20 protein-coding genes and 1 pseudogene are annotated in these 22527 nt (G+C 67.9%); 13 read left to right on the forward strand and 8 right to left on the reverse strand.

Translation table 11 applies throughout. The features are described 5' to 3' along the window. Nucleotides 1-278 precede the first annotated feature (278 nt). The 9 genes from rpmB (at nt 279) to AC5P7F_RS14640 (ending at nt 8524) form a co-directional block, all read left to right on the forward strand. On the forward strand, nt 279-515 hold the full coding sequence (rpmB, locus tag AC5P7F_RS14600) for a 50S ribosomal protein L28 (protein WP_005411638.1): 237 nt from the start codon (nt 279-281) through the stop codon (nt 513-515). Between the two features lie 10 nt (nt 516-525). Next, entirely contained in the window at nt 526-693 is a 168-nt protein-coding gene (rpmG, locus tag AC5P7F_RS14605; protein ID WP_169411268.1) for a 50S ribosomal protein L33, read from the forward strand. A 511-nt stretch (nt 694-1204) separates the two neighbouring features. After that, nucleotides 1205-1453, forward strand: coding sequence for a hypothetical protein (locus AC5P7F_RS14610; RefSeq protein ID WP_049442085.1), 249 nt, complete (start codon nt 1205-1207; stop codon nt 1451-1453). A 125-nt stretch (nt 1454-1578) separates the two neighbouring features. Then, the gene (gene cls, locus AC5P7F_RS14615) at nt 1579-2997 is read left to right on the forward strand and encodes a cardiolipin synthase (protein ID WP_495204173.1); all 1419 of its coding nucleotides are present in this window, start codon (nt 1579-1581) and stop codon (nt 2995-2997) included. 45 nt (nt 2998-3042) lie between these two features. Continuing rightward, nucleotides 3043-4464: an FAD/NAD(P)-binding protein gene (locus AC5P7F_RS14620; RefSeq protein ID WP_164076985.1), complete on the forward strand. Its 1422-nt coding sequence runs from the start codon at nt 3043-3045 to the stop codon at nt 4462-4464. Between the two features lie 9 nt (nt 4465-4473). Continuing rightward, nucleotides 4474-6666: a DNA helicase II gene (gene uvrD, locus AC5P7F_RS14625; RefSeq protein ID WP_014648867.1), complete on the forward strand. Its 2193-nt coding sequence runs from the start codon at nt 4474-4476 to the stop codon at nt 6664-6666. Nucleotides 6667-6788: 122 nt separating this feature from the next. Next, on the forward strand, nt 6789-7115 hold the full coding sequence (locus AC5P7F_RS14630) for a low molecular weight protein tyrosine phosphatase family protein (RefSeq protein WP_032960648.1): 327 nt from the start codon (nt 6789-6791) through the stop codon (nt 7113-7115). A 106-nt stretch (nt 7116-7221) separates the two neighbouring features. Then, nucleotides 7222-7776 (forward strand): hypothetical protein, encoded by a 555-nt coding sequence (locus AC5P7F_RS14635; RefSeq protein ID WP_049442082.1) that lies wholly within the window; start codon nt 7222-7224, stop codon nt 7774-7776. Nucleotides 7777-8077: 301 nt separating this feature from the next. Beyond that, nucleotides 8078-8524 (forward strand): universal stress protein, encoded by a 447-nt coding sequence (locus AC5P7F_RS14640; RefSeq protein ID WP_481462495.1) that lies wholly within the window; start codon nt 8078-8080, stop codon nt 8522-8524. A 170-nt stretch (nt 8525-8694) separates the two neighbouring features. On the opposite strand, the gene AC5P7F_RS14645 is transcribed toward AC5P7F_RS14640, so the two are convergent. After that, a complete protein-coding gene (locus tag AC5P7F_RS14645) occupies nt 8695-8979 on the reverse strand; it encodes a DUF2782 domain-containing protein (protein WP_014038952.1) in 285 nt (94 codons plus the stop codon). 97 nt (nt 8980-9076) lie between these two features. On the opposite strand from AC5P7F_RS14645, the gene polA reads away from it, so the two are divergent. Together polA and AC5P7F_RS14655 are read left to right on the forward strand one after the other, a co-directional pair. After that, a complete protein-coding gene (gene polA, locus AC5P7F_RS14650) occupies nt 9077-11851 on the forward strand; it encodes a DNA polymerase I (protein ID WP_164076986.1) in 2775 nt (924 codons plus the stop codon). 369 nt (nt 11852-12220) lie between these two features. Beyond that, nucleotides 12221-12700 (forward strand): DUF421 domain-containing protein, encoded by a 480-nt coding sequence (locus tag AC5P7F_RS14655; RefSeq protein WP_046433229.1) that lies wholly within the window; start codon nt 12221-12223, stop codon nt 12698-12700. A 44-nt stretch (nt 12701-12744) separates the two neighbouring features. On the opposite strand, the gene AC5P7F_RS14660 is transcribed toward AC5P7F_RS14655, so the two are convergent. The 7 genes and pseudogenes from AC5P7F_RS14660 to AC5P7F_RS14690 all read right to left on the reverse strand — a co-directional run bounded on the left by AC5P7F_RS14660 (nt 12745) and on the right by AC5P7F_RS14690 (nt 21476). After that, a complete protein-coding gene (locus tag AC5P7F_RS14660) occupies nt 12745-14211 on the reverse strand; it encodes a hypothetical protein (RefSeq protein ID WP_239510471.1) in 1467 nt (488 codons plus the stop codon). A 140-nt stretch (nt 14212-14351) separates the two neighbouring features. Further along, nucleotides 14352-15248: an oxygen-dependent coproporphyrinogen oxidase gene (gene hemF / locus AC5P7F_RS14665; RefSeq protein ID WP_014648860.1), complete on the reverse strand. Its 897-nt coding sequence runs from the start codon at nt 15246-15248 to the stop codon at nt 14352-14354. 53 nt (nt 15249-15301) lie between these two features. Next, nucleotides 15302-16915 carry a hypothetical protein gene (locus AC5P7F_RS14670; RefSeq protein ID WP_164076987.1) on the reverse strand — a complete coding sequence of 538 codons (1614 nt, stop codon included), beginning with the start codon at nt 16913-16915 and terminating at the stop codon, nt 15302-15304. Between the two features lie 37 nt (nt 16916-16952). Next, nucleotides 16953-18065 (reverse strand): annotated as a pseudogene (locus AC5P7F_RS14675) (hypothetical protein). A 34-nt stretch (nt 18066-18099) separates the two neighbouring features. After that, nucleotides 18100-18660, reverse strand: a complete 561-nt coding sequence (locus AC5P7F_RS14680; protein ID WP_126411517.1) for a hypothetical protein — start codon at nt 18658-18660, stop codon at nt 18100-18102. 30 nt (nt 18661-18690) lie between these two features. Further along, entirely contained in the window at nt 18691-19110 is a 420-nt protein-coding gene (locus AC5P7F_RS14685; protein WP_032960632.1) for an NUDIX hydrolase, read from the reverse strand. Continuing rightward, nucleotides 19107-21476 carry a prolyl oligopeptidase family serine peptidase gene (locus AC5P7F_RS14690; RefSeq protein WP_164076988.1) on the reverse strand — a complete coding sequence of 790 codons (2370 nt, stop codon included), beginning with the start codon at nt 21474-21476 and terminating at the stop codon, nt 19107-19109. The genes AC5P7F_RS14685 and AC5P7F_RS14690 overlap by 4 nt, the downstream gene beginning before the upstream one ends. A gap of 161 nt (nt 21477-21637) precedes the next feature. Between AC5P7F_RS14690 and AC5P7F_RS14695 the strand changes: the two genes are divergently transcribed. After that, entirely contained in the window at nt 21638-22090 is a 453-nt protein-coding gene (locus AC5P7F_RS14695; protein ID WP_164076989.1) for a hypothetical protein, read from the forward strand. 70 nt (nt 22091-22160) lie between these two features. Next, the gene (locus AC5P7F_RS14700; RefSeq protein ID WP_005414880.1) at nt 22161-22490 is read left to right on the forward strand and encodes a hypothetical protein; all 330 of its coding nucleotides are present in this window, start codon (nt 22161-22163) and stop codon (nt 22488-22490) included. Nucleotides 22491-22527: the final 37 nt, after the last annotated feature.

The following is a 22527-nucleotide window of genomic DNA, read 5'->3' on the forward strand; positions in this document are numbered from 1 at the left end:
GAAAGCTCCGCAGTGTCCGGGCCAGTATGCCGGTTGGCGAAGTCCCCCCGCCCCGCCGGTCCAGTCCCCGCCTGTGGGTAACTTGCGCAAGTGCTTGAACCCGTGCATAATGCGCGGCTCGCTGTGTCCGGTTTTCTACCGGGCGGCGCTCCCGGGAGCACGTCCCCGGCCGCCCAACGCCAGCGTAACCCTTTGATTCTCTTGACGTGTGGTGGGCAACCATCGAGGCCGCCGTCGCCCGGGCTACGGGCTGACAACTACTACTATCGAGGTGCGCAATGTCCCGCGTATGCCAGGTTTCCGGCAAGCGAGTGCAGACGGGTAACAACGTCTCGCACGCCAACAACAAGACCCGTCGTCGTTTCCTGCCGAATCTGCACGAGCGCCGTTTCTGGGTGGCCAGCGAGAACCGCTGGGTCAAGCTTCGTGTTTCCGCGCATGCACTGCGCACCATCGACAAGAACGGCATCGATTCCGTTCTGGCTGAGCTGCGTGCGCGCGGCGAAAAGGTCTGAGGAGTAAAGCATCATGGCAGGCAAGCGCGATAAGGTCCGTATGATTTCCTCGGCCGGTACCGGCCACTTCTACACGACCGACAAGAACAAGAAGAACACCCCGGGGAAGATGGAATTCCTGAAGTACGATCCGGTCGTGCGCAAGCACGTCCTGTACAAGGAAGGCAAGATCAAGTAATCCGCAAGGATTGCTGGTCCCCGCGAAGAAACCCGCCCTTGTGGCGGGTTTTTTCATGCCCTGCGTTTACCTGGTGGATACCGACCGTTCCGATGCTGCTGTGGTGGTGGTGGGTGCCGACCGTTGGTCGGCACTGGGCAGTTCCTGCGCACGCTGTCGCCAATGGCGCCATGCCTGGAGCGAAGGGCCGAATGCGATAAGTGATTGTTCCTACCGGTTCCGGCGCCTCGCACGGTTCAAATCGATTGGAACGACGGGCGTGGCCGTGCCCATGATGGTGAGCCGCTGCGGTTGCAGCGGTCGGGCTTGCAATCCCGAGGAATCGAGTAACGGTAAATTCGCCAGCCGCTGTCTCTGCGTGTGCAGCGGCTGGCGACCCGCTCTGCCTTATGGCGGGCGGTGCGTGGGGGCCGCGTGCCCGCCGGTTTGGTTTCCGTTGCTTGTTCCCCGGTATTGCAACCACGCATCGTCCGCCACCTTCACGGTGGCCAGATCCGTTGAAGGAGGTTGCATGAACACCCCATCACACCGGCAGGACCTGGAACTGGGCTGGCTGCGCCTGCAGCGCATGCTGCAAGGCATCGAGGGCATGGCGCTGCTGCTGTGCGACCACCATCTGGCACTGGCCAACGGCGCGCCGTCGCCGCTGCCGGAGGCGCAGCTGGAGCGGGCCGCACAGGCGATCGCCTGCATGGCGCTCAACGGCCGCCGCCATGCCGACACGGTGCGGCAGCTGTGCGAGGTGCCGGTGCGGCATTGATCCATCCTGTAGAGCCGAGCCCACGCTCGGCTGCTGTGCGGTCGGACCGGAAGGCCGTCGAGCGCGGCTCGACTCCACAAGGGCCGGTGGGCAGAATGGCCCATCACCTCCCGACGGGCGACACGATGCTGTTCGAGTGGTTGCTGGGTTCGTACCTGCTGCTGATCGACTGGCTGATCCGGCTGGTTGCACTGTGCTGGATCCCCACCCGCACCACGCCGGGGGCGGCGCGTAGCTGGCTGCTGCTGGTCGGCTTCGTGCCGCTGCTGGGCCTGCCGCTGTACCTGCTGTTCGGCCACCCATGGCTGTCGCGCGAGCGCATCCGCCGCCAGGCCGAGGCCTCGCAGGTCATCCGCGAGGAACAGGCGCTGCAGCATCGCCTGCGCTGGACACCGCAGCCGGACACCGCCAGCGCCGAGATCGTGCCGCTGGTGCAGCGCCAGGGCGACTTCATGCCGGTGCACGGCAACGCCGTCGATCTGCTGACCGACTACGACGAATCACTGCACACGCTGATCGCCGACATCGACCAGGCCGAAGACCGCGTGCACCTGCTGTACTACCTGATGTTCGACGACGCGGTGGGCGAGGCGATCGTCGAGGCCCTGCAGCGTGCGGCTGCACGTGGCGTGCAGTGCCGCGTGCTGCTCGACGCGGTGGGCGCCAAGCGCGGCCTGCGTGCCTATCGCAAGCGCCTGCAGGCGCGCGACATCGAAGTGCGCGCGATGCTGCCCGGTGGCCTGCGCTGGCGCCGCAGCGGGCGCATGGACCTGCGCAACCATCGCAAGATCGCGGTGATCGACAACGAAGTGGCCTATGTCGGTTCGCAGAACCTGGCCGGCCCGCAGTTCGTGCCTGGCCACCCGAACCGCGAGCTGGTGGCGCGCGTGCGCGGCCCGGCGGTGGCGCATCTGGAAGCGGTGTTCGCCAGCGACTGGTACATGGAAACCGGCCAGCGCCTGGACGTGATCGCCGATGTGCCCGAGTGCAGCGACGACATCGCCACCCAGCTGCTGCCCAGCGGCCCGGCTTATCCGTACAGCAACGCACGCGATGCGGTGGCGGCGCTGATCCACCTGGCGCGGCGCCGGCTGGTGATGGTCACCCCGTATTTCGTGCCCGACGAAGCCACGCTCAGCGCCTTGCGCATTGCGGCCTTGTCCGGCGTGCAGGTGCAGCTGATCCTCTCGGCCAGCAACAACCAGCGGCTGACGTCGTGGGCGCAGGAGGCCTACTACGACGAGCTGCTGCGCTGTGGCGTGCGCATCGCGCTGTACGAGCCGCAGTTCCTGCACGCCAAGCACATGAGCGTGGACGAGAACATCGCCGTGCTCGGCTCGATCAACATGGATATCCGCTCGTTCGCGCTGAATGCCGAAATCGGCCTGGTCTGCTACGACCGTGCGCTGGTGCAGCAGCTGTGCGCGATCGAGGATGGCTACCTGCGCGAGTCGCGGCAGCTGGACCTGCAGCAGTGGCGCAGCCGTCCCACGTGGCGGCGCAGCCGCGAAGGCATCGCACGGCTGGCCGATGCGTTGATGTGAAACGGCGGCAACCGCCCGCTTCGGCAATCCGGCCCGTCATCGCCGATGGCCTACAATCGGCGCATGACTGATTCACCGCGTAATGGCGAACTGGACCTGGCAATCATCGGTGGTGGTGCGGCCGGGGTGCTGGTGGCGATCCAGGTGTTGCGCCAGGCCCAGGCGCCGCTGGCGCTGGCCATCTTCGAACCGGCTTCGCAGCTGGCGCAGGGCATCGCCTATGCCACGCCGTGGCCGGAGCACCTGCTGAACGTGCCGGCGGCGAAGATGAGTGCGTTTGCCGACCAGCCCGGCGACTTCCTCGACTACCTGATGGCCGCCAATGCCTACCCGGGCGAGGCGCGCGAGGTGCTGGGCGAGCGCTACGTGTGCCGCCACCACTTTGCGGCCTACCTGCAGCAGCGCCTGCAGGAGGCTGCCGCAGCCAGCCCGGCGCAGCTGCAGGTGATCGCGCAGCCGGTGCTGGGCCTGCAGCCGGATGACCATGGTTACCGGCTGCTGCTGGGCGATGGCCAGACGCTGCACGCCGCACAGGCGGTGCTGGCCACCGGCAACAGCATGCGGCCGCTGCCGGTGGCCGGTGCCGATGCGCTGCCTGCCGATGACGTGATCGAGGCCTGGGACTACGACGGCGTACGCACCCTGGCCGGTGAGCAGGCCGTGGCCATCGTCGGCTCCGGCCTGAGCATGGCCGACACCGTGCTGGCGCTGGTTGCTGCCGGCCACACCGGCCCGCTGCACGTGATCTCGCGCCATGGCCTGCTGCCGCTGCCGCATGCGCATGGCGGCCTGCCCGCGTTCGACCCGGCTGCGCTGCTGCCGATGAGCCTGCGCCAGCGCCTGCGCGCGTTGCGCGGGTTCGCGCGCCAGGCGCAGGCCGATGGTCTGCCGTGGCAGGGGGTGATGGACCGCATCCGTCCGCACGGGCAGGCACTGTGGTGCAGCCTCGACGCGGCCGACCAGCGCCGCTTCCTGCGCCATGTGGTGCGCTACTGGGACGTGCATCGCCACCGCATCGCCGAAGAGGTCGACGCACAGCTGCAGGCGCTGATCGAAAGCGGCCAACTGCGTATTCACCGGTCCCGCCTGCAACGCATCGGCCGCGAAGGCGATGCCCTGCGGCTGTCGGGTCGCGACGCCTCCGGCAAGGATCAGCACTGGACGATCGGCGGCGTGATCAACGCCACCGGCGTGGAAACCCGCGCCAGCGCGCTGCGCAATCCCTTGCTGCAACAGCTGCAGAGCGATGGCCTGGCCCGCCCCGGCCCGCACGGGCTGGGCCTGGACAGCACAGTGCCGGGCGACCGCCTGCGTGCCGCCGGTGGCCAGCCGCAGGCGCGGCTGGGCGTACTCGGCAGCCTGCGCATCGGCAGCCTGTGGGAAAGCCTGGCGGTGCCTGAACTGCGTCAGCAGGCGCAGGCACTGGCCACCCAGGTGGTCGCAGGAGCCGCGACGGCGATGCCGTAAAATGGGGGCATGGATGTCTCCCACCTGCTTGATGGCCTGAACCCGGCCCAGCGCGAAGCCGTCTCCGCTCCCCCCGGCCACCACCTGGTGCTGGCCGGTGCCGGTTCCGGCAAGACCCGCGTACTCACCCACCGCATCGCCTGGCTGCATGAAGTCGACGGCGTGCCGACCCACGGCATTTTCGCGGTGACTTTCACCAACAAGGCGGCCGGCGAAATGCGCCACCGCATCGACGCCCAGCTGCCCCATGGCAGCCGTGGCATGTGGATCGGTACCTTCCACGGCCTGGCCAACCGCCTGCTGCGCCTGCACTGGCAGGACGCGAAGCTGCCCGAAGGTTTCCAGGTGATGGATTCGGACGACCAGCTGCGGCTGGTCAAGCGCGTGGTGCAGGCGCTGGAGCTGGACGACGGCAAGTACCCGCCCAAGCAGATCGCGTGGTGGATCAACGCGCAGAAGGACGAGGGCCGCCGCCCGCAGCACATCCAGCCCGAACCGCACGACGCGTGGCTGGAAACCATGCGCCAGGCCTACATCGAGTACCAGGCGCGCTGCGACCGCGCCGGCCTGGTCGACTTCGCCGAGCTGCTGCTGCGCGCGCACGAACTGCTGCGCGACAACCCGGCGCTGCTGTCGCACTACCGCGCCCGCTTCCGCGAGATCCTGGTGGACGAGTTCCAGGACACCAACGCCATCCAGTACGCCTTCGTGCGCGTGCTGGCCGGTGATTCCGGCCACGTGTTCGTGGTCGGCGACGATGACCAGGCCATCTACGGCTGGCGCGGCGCCAAGGTCGAGAACGTGCAGGGCTTCCTGCGCGATTTCCCGGGCGCGCAGACCATCCGCCTGGAGCAGAACTACCGCTCCACCGCCAACATCCTCGGCGCTGCCAACGCGGTGATCGCGCACAACCCGGATCGCATCGGCAAGCAGCTGTGGACCGACAGCGGTGACGGCGAGCCGATCGACCTGTACGCCGCGTACAACGAGATGGACGAGGCGCGCTACATCGTCGAGCGCGCCCGCCAGTGGGTGCGCGACGGTGGCAGCTACACCGAAGTGGCCGTGCTCTACCGCAGCAACGCGCAGTCGCGCGCGCTGGAAGAGGCGCTGCTGAGCGAGCAGGTGCCATACCGCGTGTATGGCGGCATGCGCTTCTTCGAGCGTGCCGAAATCAAGGACGCGCTGGCCTACCTGCGCCTGCTGTCCAACCGCAACGATGACGCCGCGTTCGAGCGCGCGGTCAACACGCCCACCCGGGGCATCGGCGACCGCACGCTGGATGAAGTGCGCCGCGAGGCACGCGCGCAGGGTATCTCGCTGTGGGAAGCAACGATGCTGGTCACCCAGGGCAACGCGCTGGCCGCACGCGCGCGCAATGCGCTGGCCGGCTTCCTGGGGCTGGTCAACGAGCTGCAGGCGCAGACCGTGCACATGACCCTGGCCGAGCGCGTGGACCACGTGCTGGCCCGCTCGCAGCTGCGCGAGCACTGGAGCAAGGAAAGCCGCAATGCGCTGGACTCGGAGTCGCGCACCGACAACCTCGACGAACTGGTCTCGGTGGCCTCGCGCTTCGTGCGCCGGGCCGACGACATCGAGGAAGTGGGCGAGGACATGGACGAGCTGGTCGCGTTCCTGGCCTATGCCGCGCTGGAGGCCGGTGAGGGCCAGGCGCAGGCAGGCGAAGAGGGCGTGCAGCTGATGACCCTGCACTCGGCCAAGGGCCTGGAATTCCCGCTGGTGTTCCTGGCCGGCCTGGAAGAAGGCCTGTTCCCCAGCGCACGCTCGCTGGAGGAAAGCGGGCGGCTGGAAGAAGAGCGCCGCCTGGCCTATGTCGGCATCACCCGCGCGCGCCAGAAGCTGGTGCTGAGCTATGCCGAATCGCGCCGCATCCACGGCCAGGACAACTACAGCCTGCCGTCACGCTTCCTGCGCGAGATTCCGCGCGAACTGCTGCACGAAGTGCGCCCGAAGGTGCAGGTCTCGCGGCCGGCCTCCATGGGCGCCAGCCGGGTGATGGGCCATGCCTCGATCGAGGCGCCGCCGGTCAAGCTCGGCGCGCTGGTTACCCATCCCAAGTTCGGCGAAGGCATGGTGACCGACTACGAAGGCAGCGGCGCGCACGCCCGCGTGCAGGTCGAGTTTGCTGATGCCGGCAGCAAGTGGCTGGTGATGGCCTACGCCAACCTGACGGTGATCTGATCGCCGTCGAGGGGGCGGATCCCTCCCGCAGGGAGGGCTCTGACCCCATCGCGGAATGCACGTGGTTGGGGCCGGAGCCTTTTCCGTTGGAAAAGGGCTCTGCCCCCCATTAGGCTGCGCTCATGACCCGCAATGTGCTCTTCCTCTGCAGCCAGAACCGCCTGCGCAGCCCGACGGCCGAGCAGGTATTCGCCGATTGGCCGGGCATCGAGACCGCCTCGGCCGGGCTGCTGGCCGACGCCGAGGAAGTGCTCAGCCCCGAGCTGCTGCAGTGGGCCGATATCGTGTTCGTGATGGAGCGCGCCCACCGCAACCGGCTGTCCAGCCGCTACAAGGCCTGGTTGAACGGCAAGCGGGTGATCTGCCTGGATATTCCGGATGACTACGAGTACATGGACCCGGTGCTGGTGGAACTGCTGAAGCGCAAGGTCACGCCGTTCCTGCGTTGACAGGCTGTTGTAGAGCCGAGCCCATGCTCGGCTGCTTTTCCGGCCAGAAGCAGCCGAGCATGGGCTCGGCTCTACAATAGGTGGCACTTCTTCCAGGAACGCCCCCATGACCGAACCCACGCTGCACGTCACCGTGAAGTTGAACGCCCGGCTGCAGCCGGAGCACCGCCACGAACTGTTCGAGGATCCGCTCGACGCGCTGCTGCAGGCGGCCCAGGTGGGCGAGCTGACCGGCGGCGGCACCGCGATGTCCGACCTGGGTGAGGTCGAATACGGCGATATCGAAGTGGCACTGGTCGATGCCGCGGGCGTGCCGAAGCTGATCGACCTGCTGGAGCAGCTGGGTGCACCGAAGGGTTCGCAGATACAGGGCGCAGGCGAGGCCGATCGCAGCTTCGGCGTGACCGAAGGCCTGGGCATCTACCTGGATGGCCTGAACCTGCCGGACGAGGTCTACGAACAGTGCGATTCCAACCACGTGTTCGAGCAGCTGTCCGGGAACATCGACGGCCTGGGCGAGATCTGCAGCTGGTGGCAGGGCCCGACCGAGACCGCGCTGTACATGTACGGCCAATCGTTCGAGGCGATGCGCGATGCGATTGACGAGTTCGTGGCCAGCTACCCGCTGTGCCAGAACGCGCGCATCGTGCAGATCGCCTGAGCGACGTTGTTGTAGAGCCGAAGGTAGCGGCAGGAGCCGCTGCCAACGTCGCTTGCGACGGCCCGAAGGGTGCCGGTCAGGACGACCGGCATAGCCCATGTTCGGCTGCTCTTCCCGCCAGAAGCAGCCGAGCACGGGCTCGGCTCTACAGAAGAGGGCGGGCCGAGCCTGTCCCCCGGACCACGTGACGGTGCGCACACGCCGCTGCGCGGCGCCGGATTGATCCTGCTCAAGGCGCCGCCTCCACATCCGGTGTGCAATGGTGTCGTTCCCATCTGGCAGACCGCCACGGAGCCCCACCATGTACAAGCGCATCCTGATTGCCACTGACGGGTCCGAACTGGCCGACAAGGGCCTGGCCAAGGGCTTGGAGCTGGCCAAGGACCTTAACGCCGAGGTCGATATCGTCACTGTTTCCGAGCCGTGGGCCGTCGGCATGTACGACGCCATGGGCTGGAGCGTGGGCTACATGAACAGCCCCGAATACAAGGCCGACCGCGAGGAAGGCGCGCAGAAGGTGCTGCAGCCGGCGCTGGCCAAGGCCGCCGAGCAGGACATCACCGCCAACCCGGTGCACGTGCTGGACCGCTATGCGGCCGACGGCATCATCGAGACCGCCGGCGAGCGCAACAGCGACCTGATCGTGATGACCTCGCACGGCCGCCGTGGCGTGACCCGTGTACTGCTGGGCAGCCAGACCGCCGAAGTGCTGGCACGCAGCACGCTGCCGGTGCTGGTCATCCGCTGATCCATACCCGCTGATTCAAGCGTTCCCGGGGAGGGGACCCGACGCCGGCCGCAGGATGCGCGCCGGCGTTGTTTTTTTGTGGGGGGATCGGGGCCGTGCCGGTGGCTTCGAGGGGGTCAGAGCCCTTTCCTGTGGAAAGGGATCCGCCCCCGGTCACAACCCCGGTCACCTCACCAGCTGTACAGCTTCCAGTAGACCGGCGACACGCCGTCCTTGTCGTTGTCCATGCGGCCGTCGCCGTTCTTGTCGTACATGTAGAACGGGGCACCGCGCGACGGGGTCACCTTGACCATGCGCAGCTGGCCGGACACGCGGTATTCCTCGATGGTGTCACCGTTGTCCATGGTGCGCTTGGATACATCCGCGCCCTTGACGTCCACCGGGGGAGCGCCCGCGCCACCCATGCTGGCGCAGCCAGCGAGCAGGAGCAGGGAAGCCAGCATCAGGGTCTTCATCGGCGGGGCCTTTGCCTGGAAAGAGCCCTGATTATGCCCCATCGCGGTGTACGGGCCGTGTCGCCGCGGTGCAGGCACGGGCGCGTAGAATCGGCACATGAGCAGATTAGTCCTGATCGACGGGTCCAGTTACCTGTACCGCGCGTTCCACGCGCTGCCGCCCCTGTCCAATGCACAGGGTGAACCCACCGGCGCGCTGTTCGGCGTGGTCAACATGCTGCGTTCGACGCTGAAGGAGCGCCCGGCCTACGTGGCGTTCGTGGTCGACGCGCCGGGCAAGACCTTCCGCGACGATCTGTACGAGCAGTACAAGGCCAACCGCCCGCCGATGCCCGATGAGCTGCGCAGCCAGGTCGAGCCGATGTGCCGCATCGTCGAAGCGCTGGGCATCAGCATCCTGCGCGTCCCCGGCGTGGAAGCCGACGATGTGATCGGCACGCTGGCCCTTCAGGGCCTCGCGCAGGACCTGAAGGTGACCATTTCCACCGGCGACAAGGACTTCGCCCAGCTGGTGCGCCCGGGCATCGAACTGGTCAACACCATGACCGGCAGCCGCATGGATTCGGATGCGGCGGTGATGGAGAAGTTCGGCGTGCGCGCCGACCAGATCATCGACCTGCTGGCGCTGATGGGCGACGCGGTCGACAACGTGCCGGGCGTGGAGAAGTGCGGGCCGAAGACCGCCGCCAAGTGGCTGGCCGAGTACCAGCACCTGGACGGCGTGATGGCGGCCGCGCCGGCCATGAAGGGCAAGATCGGCGAGAACCTGCGTGCCGCACTGGAGCGGCTGCCGCTGAACCGCGAGCTGGTGACCATCCGTACCGACGTGCAGCTGGACGCCAGCCCGACCACGCTGGCCCTGCGCGAGCAGGATGTGCCGGAGCTGACCGAGCTGTATACGCGCTATGGCTTCACCCAGGCGCTGAAGGAGCTGGGCGCGCCGGTGCCGGCACCGGTGGCCGCCAGCGAGGCGACCCCGAGCCTGCGCGGCACCGCCGCTGGCTTCGCCCGTGGCAGCGTCGAGGCGCCCGCCGCTGGCACGCTGGATCCGGCACTGTCCGCGCCGGGTGAGTACGAGACCGTGCTGACCGCCGAGCAGCTGCAGGCCTGGGTCGAACGCCTGCAGCAGGCCGAACTGATCAGCTTCGATACCGAGACCGATGCGCTGGACGCGATGCGCGCGCGCCTGGTGGGCATCAGCCTGGCCGTCGAGCCGGGCAGGGCGGCGTACATTCCGGTCGGCCACGATTACCCGGGTGCGCCGGCCCAGCTGCCCATGCAGCAGGTGCTGGACGCACTGCGCCCGGCGCTGCAGGACCCGGCGAAGAAGAAGCTGGGCCAGCATGGCAAGTACGACCTGCATGTGCTGCGCCGCCACGGCGTGGCGGTGCAGGGCTACCACGACGACACCATGCTCGAGAGCTTCGTGCTCAATTCCACCGCCACCCGCCACGACATGGATTCGCTGGCGCTGCGTTACCTGGGCTACAGCACCATCAAGTTCGAGGACGTGGCCGGCAAGGGCGCCAAGCAGATCCCGTTCTCGCAGGTGGGCATCGACGAAGCCAGCCGCTACGCCGCCGAGGACGCCGACATCACCCTGCGCCTGCACCACGCATTGCAGCCGCAGCTGCTGGCCGAGCCGGCGCTGGACAGCGTGTACCGCAACATCGAGATGCCGCTGGTGCCGGTGCTGGCCAGCATTGAAGCCAATGGCGTGCGGATCGACACCGACGAACTCCGCCGGCAGAGCCAGGACCTGTCCTCGCGCATGCTGGCCGCGCAGCAGAAGGCCACCGAGCTGGCCGGGCGCAGCTTCAACCTGGATTCGCCCAAGCAGCTGCAGGCGGTGCTGTTCGACGAGCTGAAGCTGCCGGCGGTGGTGAAGACCCCGAAGGGCCAGCCCAGCACCAATGAAGAGGCGCTGGAGGCGATTGCCGACCAGCATGAGCTGCCGCGGGTGATCCTGGACTACCGTGGGTTGGCCAAGCTGCGCAGCACCTACACCGACAAGCTGCCGGAGATGGTCAACCCGGACACCGGCCGGGTGCATACCAGCTACCACCAGTCCGGTGCCGCCACCGGCCGCCTGTCCTCGTCGGACCCGAACCTGCAGAACATCCCGATCCGCACCGAGGACGGCCGCCGCATCCGCCGCGCGTTCATCGCCCCGGAAGGCTTCCAGCTGCTGGCGGCCGACTATTCGCAGATCGAACTGCGGATCATGGCCCACCTGTCCGAGGACCCGGGCCTGGTGCGTGCCTTCGAGCAGGGCGCCGACGTACACCGTGCCACCGCCGCCGAGGTGTTCGGGCGCACGCTGGAGGAGGTGACCCCGAACGAGCGCCGCGCCGCCAAGGCCATCAACTTCGGCCTGATGTACGGCATGAGCGCCTTCGGCCTGGCCCGCAACCTGGGCATCGACCGTGGCCAGGCGCAGGACTACGTGGCGCTGTACTTCAGCCGCTACCCGGGCGTGCGCGACTTCATGGAGCGGATGCGCCAGCAGGCCCGTGACCAGGGCTACGTGGAAACCCTGTTCGGCCGTCGCCTGTACCTGAACGACATCCACGCCCGCAACCAGGGCCTGCGTGCCGGTGCTGAACGCGCGGCGATCAACGCGCCGATGCAGGGCACTGCCGCCGACATCATCAAGCGCGCGATGGTGGATGTGGACCAGTGGCTGCGTGACAGCGGGGCGCCGGCACGGATGATCCTGCAGGTGCACGATGAACTGGTGTTCGAAACCGAAAGCAGTTTCGTCGAGGACCTGCGTTTGCAGGTGGTGGAGCACATGTCGCAAGCGGCCAAACTGCGGGTGCCACTGGTGGTCGACACGGGCGTCGGCAACAACTGGGACGAAGCGCACTGACGGTGTTTCAGGCCGAAAACGACGTGAATTTGTTCATGAGTCGGGTGTTTCTGACTCGACCATGAATGTTGCCCCTATTGAAATTCATTAAATGGGGCCCCTTCACGAACCGTTAGTGTTCGAAGTGCTTCTATAACTCCCGACAGGCGCAACGCCTGTTGTGGATCTCTCCCATCCCCTGGAGCAGATCTCGGAACGGGGACTCCTCCCCAAGTGCCCGTTCCCCGGCCCCGTTGACCTCCCCCTGGTCAGCGGGGCTTTTTATTTGCGCCAACGGAACACACACTGGGGGTCAGATCCCTTTGCCCGCCGGGCAAAGGGATCTGACCCCAGATGCTAGGCTGGGCCACCGTTCCGCAGGGGAAGACCATGCCCGACCTGTTCGCCCTGGCCATGCCGTGGTGGGAATTCATCCTGCGCGCGGTGGTGGTCTATGTCGTGGTGCTGGGCATGGTCCGGCTGGGCGGCAAGCGGGCTCTGGGGCAGATCACGCCTTTCGACGTGCTGCTGATCGTGCTGCTGGGCAACGCGGTGCAGAACGCGCTGCTGGGCACCGACACCTCGCTGGGCGGTGGCCTGCTGCTGGCGGCCACCCTGATCGTGCTGAACTACGGGGTGGGCTGGTTGACCACCCGGAATCGGCGCATGGAGCGGATGATCGAAGGAGAGCCCACCGTGATCGCGCGTGATGGCCGGCTGTTGGAGGGCGTTCTCCGCCGCGAACTGATCAGCCGGGCCGATTTCGATGCCGCGCTGCGCCAACAGGGCGGCCTGCAGATCGAGGACGTGCAGATCGCCCTGCTGGAGACGACCGGGCACATCACGATCATCGCGCGGAAGAGCACCTGACCTCGTAGCGCCGGGCCCATGCCCGGCTCAACAGGTGCCTGGCCTCAGGGAGCGGCTTCAGCCTTCAGCGCCGGCCAGTTGCGCGTCGCGTCCACATCGCAGGCGACGTGGGTGCCCTTGCCGTCCTTCGCGCAGATCGCCGCCATGGCCTGCGGAATCTTCGGATCCGCGGTATGCGCATACACCGCGGCCATTGCCAGGCAACCTTCGCGCACACCCGCGCTGCACAGCGTCTGGAAGTAGGACCGCGATGCGGCCCATTGTTCGTTTTTGAACAGTGCCTCGCCGGCAACCTTGCAGCCCAGCAGCTTGCCATCGGTGCAGCAGGCCTTGGCGCCGTCCTTGCGGTCCAGGGTCGGGCAGTCCAGCGGCAGGGGGATCTCCGCGAAGGCCACCGGCGGTGCGCAGCTGGCATTGCCTGAGCCCGGCTTGCGCTCGTAGTAGGCGAAGCGGTTGCCGCCGTCGACGCTGGCCAGGTTTCCGTTCTTCAGCGGCTGCAGTACGAAGTCGCTGCCGACGTCGCGATGGATGAGGATGCGCCCGTCCTGCAGGCTCGCGCGCAGGCGCTGGTCGCGGCCCCCGGCTTCCACCAGGCCACCATCGAGGAAGCGCAGCTGCGAGAGCACGCCGTACTCCGCTTCATAGCTCCCACAGGGCAGCGCGGAAGCCGGCACCGGGGCCAGTGCAGCGGCCGGTACCGAGGCCAGTCGGGCAAGCGCCTCGGCGCGGCCGCAGGCCACGCCCTCCGCGCGCTGGGCGCACGACAGCTGCAGCGCGTCATGGGCCTGCAACAGGCGCCCACCACTCCACAGCGCCTCGGCAACGTCGGCGCAGAACGCCTCGCCGTGCTGCTGCCGGCACAGTGCGGCCAGTTCATCGAGCTGCGCGGACGGCAAGACAGGGTCGTTCGAATGCTGCAGGCCGAGCACGGCCTTGCCCATCATCTCGGCGCCGACCACCTCGGCGATCGCCCTGCAGCCCTCGGCATTGAACGACGCCGAATCCTCCTTGCAGATCTCCGGCATCGGCGGCTCGGAACGTGCAGGCGCCGGCGCTGCGTCCTTGGCCTGCCGCTGGTAGGTCTCCAGCAGCTGCATGCAGGCCGCGCCCACGCCTTCGGCGCACCAGGCATGCAGCTTCAGCGGTTCGGCTTCCGGCAACGCCTCCAGGCACTCGGAGGTGTTCATTACGCAGCCGCCCTCGATGGGCTCCGGCATCGTCTTGCAGACGGCGGTGTGCTCGCGGGTGAATTCGCGATAGGGGGTGCTGATCGTGCGATCGTTGTCCGAGAAGTACCAGTTTTCCAGGCGGCCGGTGGACAGGTTGCCGGTGCCGAGCACGTCCTCCTGGCGGGCGATGCGCAGCTGCTCGGTGGCTTGGTAGGGGCCGGACAGGAAACCATGGCCTTCACTTTCGATGGTCAGCGTGGTGTTGCCGTCGACGTCCTTGTAGGTGCCGCAGGCCATCGATTGCGCGGCGGCCGGCAGGCTGGCCGAGGCCAATGCAAGCAACAGCAGGGAGCGCCAGCCCGCGGCGCGGGGGCGGAAGGGAGCATGGGGTCATCCTTGAAGGAGGCAGTGCAGGGCCTGTCCGGCGCGGGGCGCACCACAGGCGTAAGAAGGCGCCACGGATCAGGCGTGGCGCCGGACGATCAGAGCCAGTCGCGTGGCACCAGGTAGTCGGCCAGGCGCGCCTCGGCGCTGCCCGCTTCCGGGGTGAAGCCGTACTCCCAGCGCACCCGCGGCGGCAGGCTCATCAGGATGCTTTCGCTGCGGCCACCGCTCTGCAGCCCGAACAGGGTGCCGCGGTCGTAGACCAGGTTGAACTCCACGTAGCGGCCGCGGCGGTACAGCTGGAACTCGCGTTCGCGCTCGCCATATGCGGCGTCCTTGCGCTGCTGCACGATCGGCAGGTAGGCGTCGAGGAAGCCATCACCGACCGCACGCAGATAAGCGAAATCGCGCTCGAAATCGCCGTGCAGGTCATCGAAGAACAGGCCGCCGACGCCGCGCGTTTCATTGCGATGGCGCAGGAAGAAGTATTCATCGCACCAGCGCTTGTGCGCGGCATAGCGCTCGTCGCCGAACGGTGTGCACAGGTCGCGGGCGACCTGGTGCCAATGCTGCACGTCCTCGTCGAACGGGTAGAACGGAGTCAGGTCGAAGCCGCCGCCGAACCAGCTGGCCACCACTTCGCCGTCGCGCTGCGCCTGGAAGAAGCGCACGTTGGCATGGGTGGTCGGCACGTAGGGATTGAGCGGGTGGAACACCAGCGACACGCCGGTGGCGCGCCAGGAGGCGCCGGCCAGTTCCGGGCGGTTGGCCGAGGCCGACGGCGGCAGGCGGCTGCCGGCCACGTCGGAGAAGCCGATGCCGGCCTGCTCGAACACCGCGCCGTCGCGCAGCACGCGGGTACGCCCGCCACCGCCCTCGGCCCGCTGCCACAGGTCTTCCTGGAAGCGGGCCTGGCCATCGACGGCCTCGATCGCCGCACAGATGCGGTCCTGCAGGTCGGTGAGGTAGGTGCGCACGCGCTCGAATTCGTTCATGGCGCTACTTTACCGCAGGGCCCGCCCGAAGCTGCGGGCAGGCCTTGGCCGGCTCATCGCTTGCGGTTGGAAGCGCGCGGCGCCGGAGTGTCCTCGGCCGTCGCTTCGTCCACCGCCTCCTGCAGGACACGGCCCAGCTCCAGGGCGCTCCAGTTTCCGGTGTCCAGCACGTCGCAGGCGACGTGGCGCCCGCTGCGGTCGGCGGCACACAGCCGCTCCAGCGTCGCATGGGCGTCGATGTCGCTGCTGCGGCCCTGCGCTGCGACCAGGTTTTCGCAGCCCTCGCGCACGCCGGCACGGCACACGGTGGTGTAGTGCTCTGCCGCCTGCCGCCACTGGCCGGACAGCGCAAGACGGTTGCCAAGAATGTTGCAGCCCTGCAGCTTGCCCTGCGCGCAGCAGGCTTCGGCACCGCCGCTGGCCAGCGCCTGCGGGCAGTCCTGAGGCAGCGGCAGCACCGTGTAGTGTTTCGGCGGGCTGCAGGTGCTCGCGCCCTCGCCGGTCGGCACGAACACCTGGAAGCGTGTCCACGTGTCCAGGCCCAGCAGCTGGCCCCCGGGCAACGGCCGCAGCACGAAGTCGCCGCCCTTGTCGTGGCGGATGCGGATGTCGCCGTCTTCGACACGAGCACGCAGTTGGCTGTCCCAGCCGATGCCGACCCGTCCTGCATCGCCGAAGTCCAGCGTATCCATCAGGCCACCTGCGGCGCGGAAGGTGCCGCAGGGCAGCGCCGTAGCCGGCTGCGGCCGCAACGAGGCGCCCAGCGCCTGCAATGCAGGCAGGCGCTCGCAGGCGGCGCTTTCCTTACCGGGCGCGCACGCTGTGGTCAGTGCCTGCACCGCCTGCAAGGGGTCGCCGGATTCCCACGAGAGCTCGGCCACGCGGCTGCAGAAGCCGCCATGGCCGACCTGCTGGCACAACTGCAACAGCTGCTGGCGCTGCGCGGCCGGCACCACCACCGGCGTGGAGGGTGACAGCACGGAGCTCACGGCTTCGACCATCGCCGCACCCATCGCGGCCTTGACGATCTGCTCCTGCAGCGCCGGATCCGCTTCCAGCGCCGCTGCACAGACCGGTGTCTCGTTGCTGAAGCCGCCATTCCGGCACGGCACAGGCAGTTCGATGCCGGCCAGTGCGGTATCGAGGATGGCCTGTTGCTGCGCCTCATCCGGCGTGGCCGGCGCCCTGGCCTCGTCATGCCAGCGATCGGCCAGCTGCAGGCACATGCCGGGCACGCCTTCCCGGCACCCTGCTTCCAGCGCGGCCGGGGGCGCTTCACGGCGGTTGTCCAGGCACGCCGCCGCATCGGCCAGGCAGCTGCCTTCAGCCGGCCTGGCTGCGGCGGCGCACTGTGCGGGGGCCTGCAGGATGTAGACCGTGCCATCCACCTCGACGGTGCGGCCACGATCGCGCACCTGCAACGCGCTGGGCAGGCCGTACTCCAGGTTCACCAGTTGCAGCTTTCCGTCGATCTGCTGGAACGCGACCGGAGACGGCGCACTGCCGAAGTGCTTCTGCTCGCCGCGGTTCGGTGAGCTGATGCGCAGCGTGCCGCTGCCTTCGTCGGCCTTGAACAGGCCGCATTGCGGTGACTGTGCGGCGGCCATCGGCGCGGCCAGCAGCAGCGCCCAGACCAGCCAGCGGCGGCGCGGTGCGGGTGAATGCATGTCGTCTCCTTGACGATCGAACGGGAAACTCCAGGCGCTACGGCGAATCACGGCCCTCGCGCGGGGGCGTGCATTGTGCCGTGCCGGGCACCGGCTGGTAGCGCTGGTAACCGGTCTGCGTATCCATGCCAAGCAGGTCGCCGTTGCCCAGCTGGCGCAGGACAAGGGTTTCGCCGTCCTGCTGCAGGTGGATGGCGCCGTCATACAGGCGGCCGCGCGTGCCGTCGCCGAAGTCGAGCCTGTCGACTTGGCCGCCCTCGGCCTGGTAGCGGCCACACGGCACCTGCCGGAGCGGCACCAGGCGTAGATCGGCGCCGAGTTCACGCAATGGCGCAATACGTTCGCAGGCACTGGCGCGCCCCGCATCGCAGATGACCTGCAGCGCCTGCACGGCCAGCGCGGGTTCCAGCGCGATCAACTGCTGCTCGGCAACCTCGGTGCAGAAGCGACCACCACGGTGTTGCAGGCACAGCTGCTGCAGACGATCACGTGCAGCGCCCGGAAGCGGCGAATCCAGCGCGTCTTCGTCTACCTGTTGCAGACGTTCGCCCAATTGCTGCATGGCGGCAGCCAGCGCATCACTGGTTTGCGTCTCGCAGGCCCCCGGATCATGCCCAAGTGTGGGTTCGCGGCAGATGCCCGGGCGCTCGAAGCGGGCCGGGCCGGTGTCATCGGCTACTGCTGCGCTGTCCTCGCGCAGTTGTCGCAGCAGCGTCGAGCAGCCTGCGCCAACGCCTTCGTTGCACGCGCGCAGGGCCTGGCCGGGTGAGGCCGTGGGCAGCTGCGCGATGCAGTGGCTGCCGGCGGCGCGACAGCTGCCGTCCATCACGCTGGGTTCGATGGCGCAGGCGCGGGAGTGGCTCAGCGTGTAGGTCACCACGTCGTCCTCGATGCGCTGTCCATCGGCACTGATCCGGATCGGTTGCGCCACGCCATCGTCGAGCATGACCAACCGGGTCTGCGCCGCACTGCGATCGACCTATAGCGGCTCCCGTTCACGGATGTCGTTGTGGCGGTAGCCGCTGCTGGAGGTGGTGAACACGAGCGCCGTGCCGCCATCGGCGCTGCGGTATTCGCCACACTGCAACGCGTCGGCGCTGGCAGGCAGCGCGGCGAACAGCAGTGCGGGAAGAAGCATCAGCAAGCGCATGCGACAGTCCTTGTCGAACGGGGATCGGTAGAACTCAGTGGAAGCGCGAGCGCACATCCGGCCGCAGCAGGCGCCAGGCCAGCCAGCCCTGCAGGCCGAGAAGCACGAACGACATGCCGACCACGGTCAGCGTGATCAGCCAGCGTTTCAGCTGCAGCTCCTGCAGCAGGGCCGGGTCATTGGCCAGCAGCGGAATGAAGTCGCCCATGAACAGGTCCAGCCACCAGGCGGCCGCGAAGTTGGTCAGGCCACTCAGCAGCAGCAGTACCACGAAGCTCCACAGGCCCCAGCGCCGTTCGCGCAGCAGGCCCCAGCTGGATACGGTCGAGGCCAGGCACAACAGCGCGACGACCATCGATGCGGCTACCGGGTGCGCCAGCAGCCAGATCAGGCTGTGCAGCTGCTGGTGCTGCACTTCGCTTTCCACCAGGCGCCACAGCGCGAGGTTGTGCAACGGCCACAGCACCAGTCCCTGCAGCACGAAGTAGATCGTCAGCACCAGTGACAGCCAGAACGAGGCCTGTGCGACAGGACGCACCCAGGCGTGATAGGCCGGGGAAGGCAGCGAGGGGATCGACGGGATCGACATTGACATCCGATGTCCTTGCAGTCGGCGCCCGCCTGCTCAGCGGGCCGTCACCCGGGTGGCGACCGCCGGCAGGATATGGTGTTCGCTCAAGGGTGCCAAGGGCAGGCCATGCGGTGGTTGCAGCGGCACCCAGGCCAGTTCGGCAATTTCGGCGCACGCCTGTGGCGTACCGTCCACCTGCACCCACCAGGCCTGGGCCTGCACGCGGTGGCCGGGCTCGTTCACTGCCCAGTCCTCGAACGTGCCCAGTGCGATGGCGGCACCGGTGCACAGCTGCACGCCCAGTTCCTCGTGCAGTTCGCGGGCCAGCGCCTGCAGCGGTGCTTCGCCGGGTTCGGGCTTGCCACCGGGCTGGATGAAGCGGCGGGCACCGTGCTTGCGCACCAGCAGCGCCCGGCCGCGGTCATCCAGGATGACCGCGGCCACGATCCGGATCATGGCCGCGGCGTTGCTCACTTCAGGTTCTGCTCGAACAGCTTGAGGATGCGCTTGTACTGGTCCAGCCAGGAATCGGCACGCACGTAGCCGTGGCGTTCCAGCGGGTACGGTGCGATCGACCAGTTGTCCTTGTGCAGTTCGATCAGGCGCTGGGTCAGGTTCACCGAGTCCTGGAAGAACACGTTGTCATCCATCATGCCGTGGGCGATCAGCAGGTTGTCCTGCAGGTTCTGCGCGTACTCGATCGGCGAGGACACGCGGTACGCCTCCGGATCGATGTCCGGGGTGTTGAGGATGTTGCTGGTGTAGCCGTGGTTGTAGTTGTGCCAGTCGACCACCGGGCGCAGCGCGGCGCCGGCCTTGAACGTGCCCGGCGAACGGAACAGCGCCATGAAGGTCATGAAGCCGCCGTAGGAGCCGCCGTAGATGCCGGCGTGGTCACGGTCGCCCTGCTGGGTGTCGACCAGCCAGTCCAGGCCGTCCTTGTAGTCTTCAAGTTCCGGGTGGCCCATGTTGCGGTAGATGGCCGTGCGCCAGTCGCGGCCGTAGCCCTCGCTGCCGCGGTAATCCATGTCCAGCACGATGTAGCCCTTCTGCACCAGCAGGTTGTGGAACATCTGCTCGCGGAAGTAGGCCGGGTAGCGCTGGTGCACGTTCTGCAGGTAGCCGGCGCCGTGCACGAACATCACGATCGGGTACTTCTTCCCCGGTTCCTTGTTTTCCGGCTCGTAGTACTTGGCCCAGACCACGCCCGCACCGTGCCTGGACGGTACCGCGACCAGCTTCGGCTGGATCCACTGGCGTGCCTTGTAGTCGGCGGTGCGGGTGTCGGTCAGCACGCGTGCCTGGCCGCCGGTGCTGGGCAGCACCGCCAGCTGCGGCGGCAGGTAGGCACCGGAGTAGCGCACCAGCAGCTGCTGGCCGTCCGGCGACAGCGAGAAGTCTTCCACGCCGTTGAGGCTGGTCAGCTCGCGTACCTGGCGGTTGCCGGTGTCGACCGCGCAGACTTCGTAGTCATGCGGCGCCTGCTGGTTGCACAGGAAATAGAAGCCCTTGCCATCGGCCGACGGCACCGGCGCCGAGGTTTCCCATTTGCCGCTGGTCAACGCCTGCGGCTTGGCGGTGCCGGCCTGGGTGTACAGGTGCGAGAAGCCCGATTCCTCGGACAGCAGCCACAGCGTGCGGCCATCGGCCATCCAGCCGAAATCGTTGAAGCCCCAGTTGATCCAGGCGTTGTCGGTCAGGCGGTGGCGGTTCTGCACGCGGCCGTCGGCGGCATTGACGCTGATGATCCAGCGGTCCTTGTTGTCGTTGGCACGCAGCATCACTGCGGCCTGCTGGCCGTCGGCGCTCCAGCGGATGCCGCCGCCCATGAAGTCGCTCATCACCTGCACGCTGCGCTCGCCCTTCAGCGCATCCTTGCCGGCCTTGCGGCGCAGCTCGGCCAGCGGGTCGGTGCTGATGCCCGGCAGGCTGGACAGCGAGAGCTTTTCGGCCTTGCCGGTGCGCACGTCCACGTACCACAGGGTGTGCGGTTCGAAGCCGTTGCGGCCGACGCGGGTGCGGGTGTCCTCGGTTTCCTCGTAGCCCGACTCGGTCACGTACAGCGGCATCTTGCTGGTGCGGCCGTCGTCGAAGTCCTTCGGCTTGGTCACCACGATCAGGTGGGTCAGGTCCGGCGACAGCACGCTGTCACCGATCTCGACGTCGGCGCCCAGGTACACCGGGCCCGGTGCGCGGGTCGGGTCGGCCTGGCGCCAGCGCTGGTCCTGGTCCTTCAATGCTTCGCGCTGGTCGCGGTCGCGGCGCAGGGTTTCCAGCGTGCGCAGCTGCTGGTCGCGCAGCACGTCGGCCTTCGGCGGCGTACGCGGGTCCTTCTCGGCCTTCAGGCTGGCCACCTGCTGCACGCCGCTGGCGGCGGTCCAGTGGAACCAGTTCTGGCCGACGCGCCAGATCACGCCGTTGTCGGCGGCAAAGTTCACGTTGCCCGCGCGCTCGTTGCTGCGGGTGAGCTGGGTCAGCGCGCCGCTGCGCAGGTCGCGCACGAACACATCGCCATTGCGCACGAAGGCGCTGCGGCTGCGGCTGCGGTCGTAGACCGGCTCGGCCACGTCCAGGGTGCCGCGCTGGTCATCGGCCACCTGCGCGGCCACGCCACCGGCTACCGGCTGGCGGAAGGTATCGCGTACCGGGCTGCCGTTGCGCTTGAGCTGGTACTCCACCTGCTGGCTGTTCCACGACCACCAGGCCTTCTCGACCGGCGGACCGATCCAGTCCGGGTCGGCCATGGCCTGTTCGATGGTGATCGGCGTCGGCGCGGCATGCGCAGCCGGTGCGGCCAGCACGGCCGACAGCAGGAGGGACAGGGGCAGCACTCGGGACATGGGCGGACGGCACCAGTAGAGGAAACCGCGCAAGCGTAGCAGCCGCACGGGCCCGGGGCAGGGGCCACAGGTCATGGCAGCGGAATCGGCAAAATGGCCCCCTCCAGGTCGCTGCGACGGCGTGTGCGGCATGATGGCCATTCCGTTCGGATGGAACCGATATGTACTGCTACGACTACAGGATCTCGCTGCGCGTGCAGCACCCAACAGAGGCCGGCGCCGGGATTGCCGCCCGGCTGGATCTGGAACCGGCGTTTTCCCGAGACGTCGGAACCGGATACTGGGATCGCGACGGCAGCCTGATCAGCGGGCATGCGGAGACCCGCGTGGTGTTCGTACTGGAGAGGGGCAAGGACGGCTGGCTGATGGATGCCTGGCCGGCGTTGGTCGATCTCCTGCGGGCACGCGCCGATGTGATCGGGGAACTGCTGCAGGAGGGGGCTTCGATCGGCGTGCGTGTCGGCATCTTTGGAAAGACCGCATGGGCGGGTTTTGTGCTGGATCAGCAGTTGCTGCGACTGTTGGCGGACCTGCAGCTGGGTTTCCAGGTGGAGACCTATTTCCCGGACCCGGCGGACACGCCCGGCGCCAGCGACGAGGTGGCAGGCAGCTAGTGCAACCGGTTGCCGTGGTCGCGCATCCATTCTCCTGAACCCGCATCATCCATCGAACAGGAGCCCGACCATGCAGGAACTGATCCCGATCACCCTCTTCATCTGCATCGCCTACGCGATCCATGCCATTGCCGATGCGCGCGCGCGCAGCAAGCTGGTGGCCCCGCACGTGCCGGAGGAAGTGATCCGCTCGCTGGCCGTGCTGGAAGAAGAGCGGCGCCGCCAGGGGGCGTTGCGCTGGGGCATCAGCCTGGTCTGCCTGGCCCTGGCCATGGCCCTGCTGGAGGCCATCGGTGCGCGTGACCTGACCTTCGGTGCCGCTGCCGCGCTGGTCGGCAGTGCCGGCCTGGGCCAGCTGCTGGCCTGGCACTTCACCCGTCCTGCCGCACGCAAGGGCTGAGCCGGCGCATGCCACGGGCACAGGGGGCGCCCCGCGC

It is taken from the genome of Stenotrophomonas sp. YJH_SMC_105-26, from assembly GCF_059368915.1.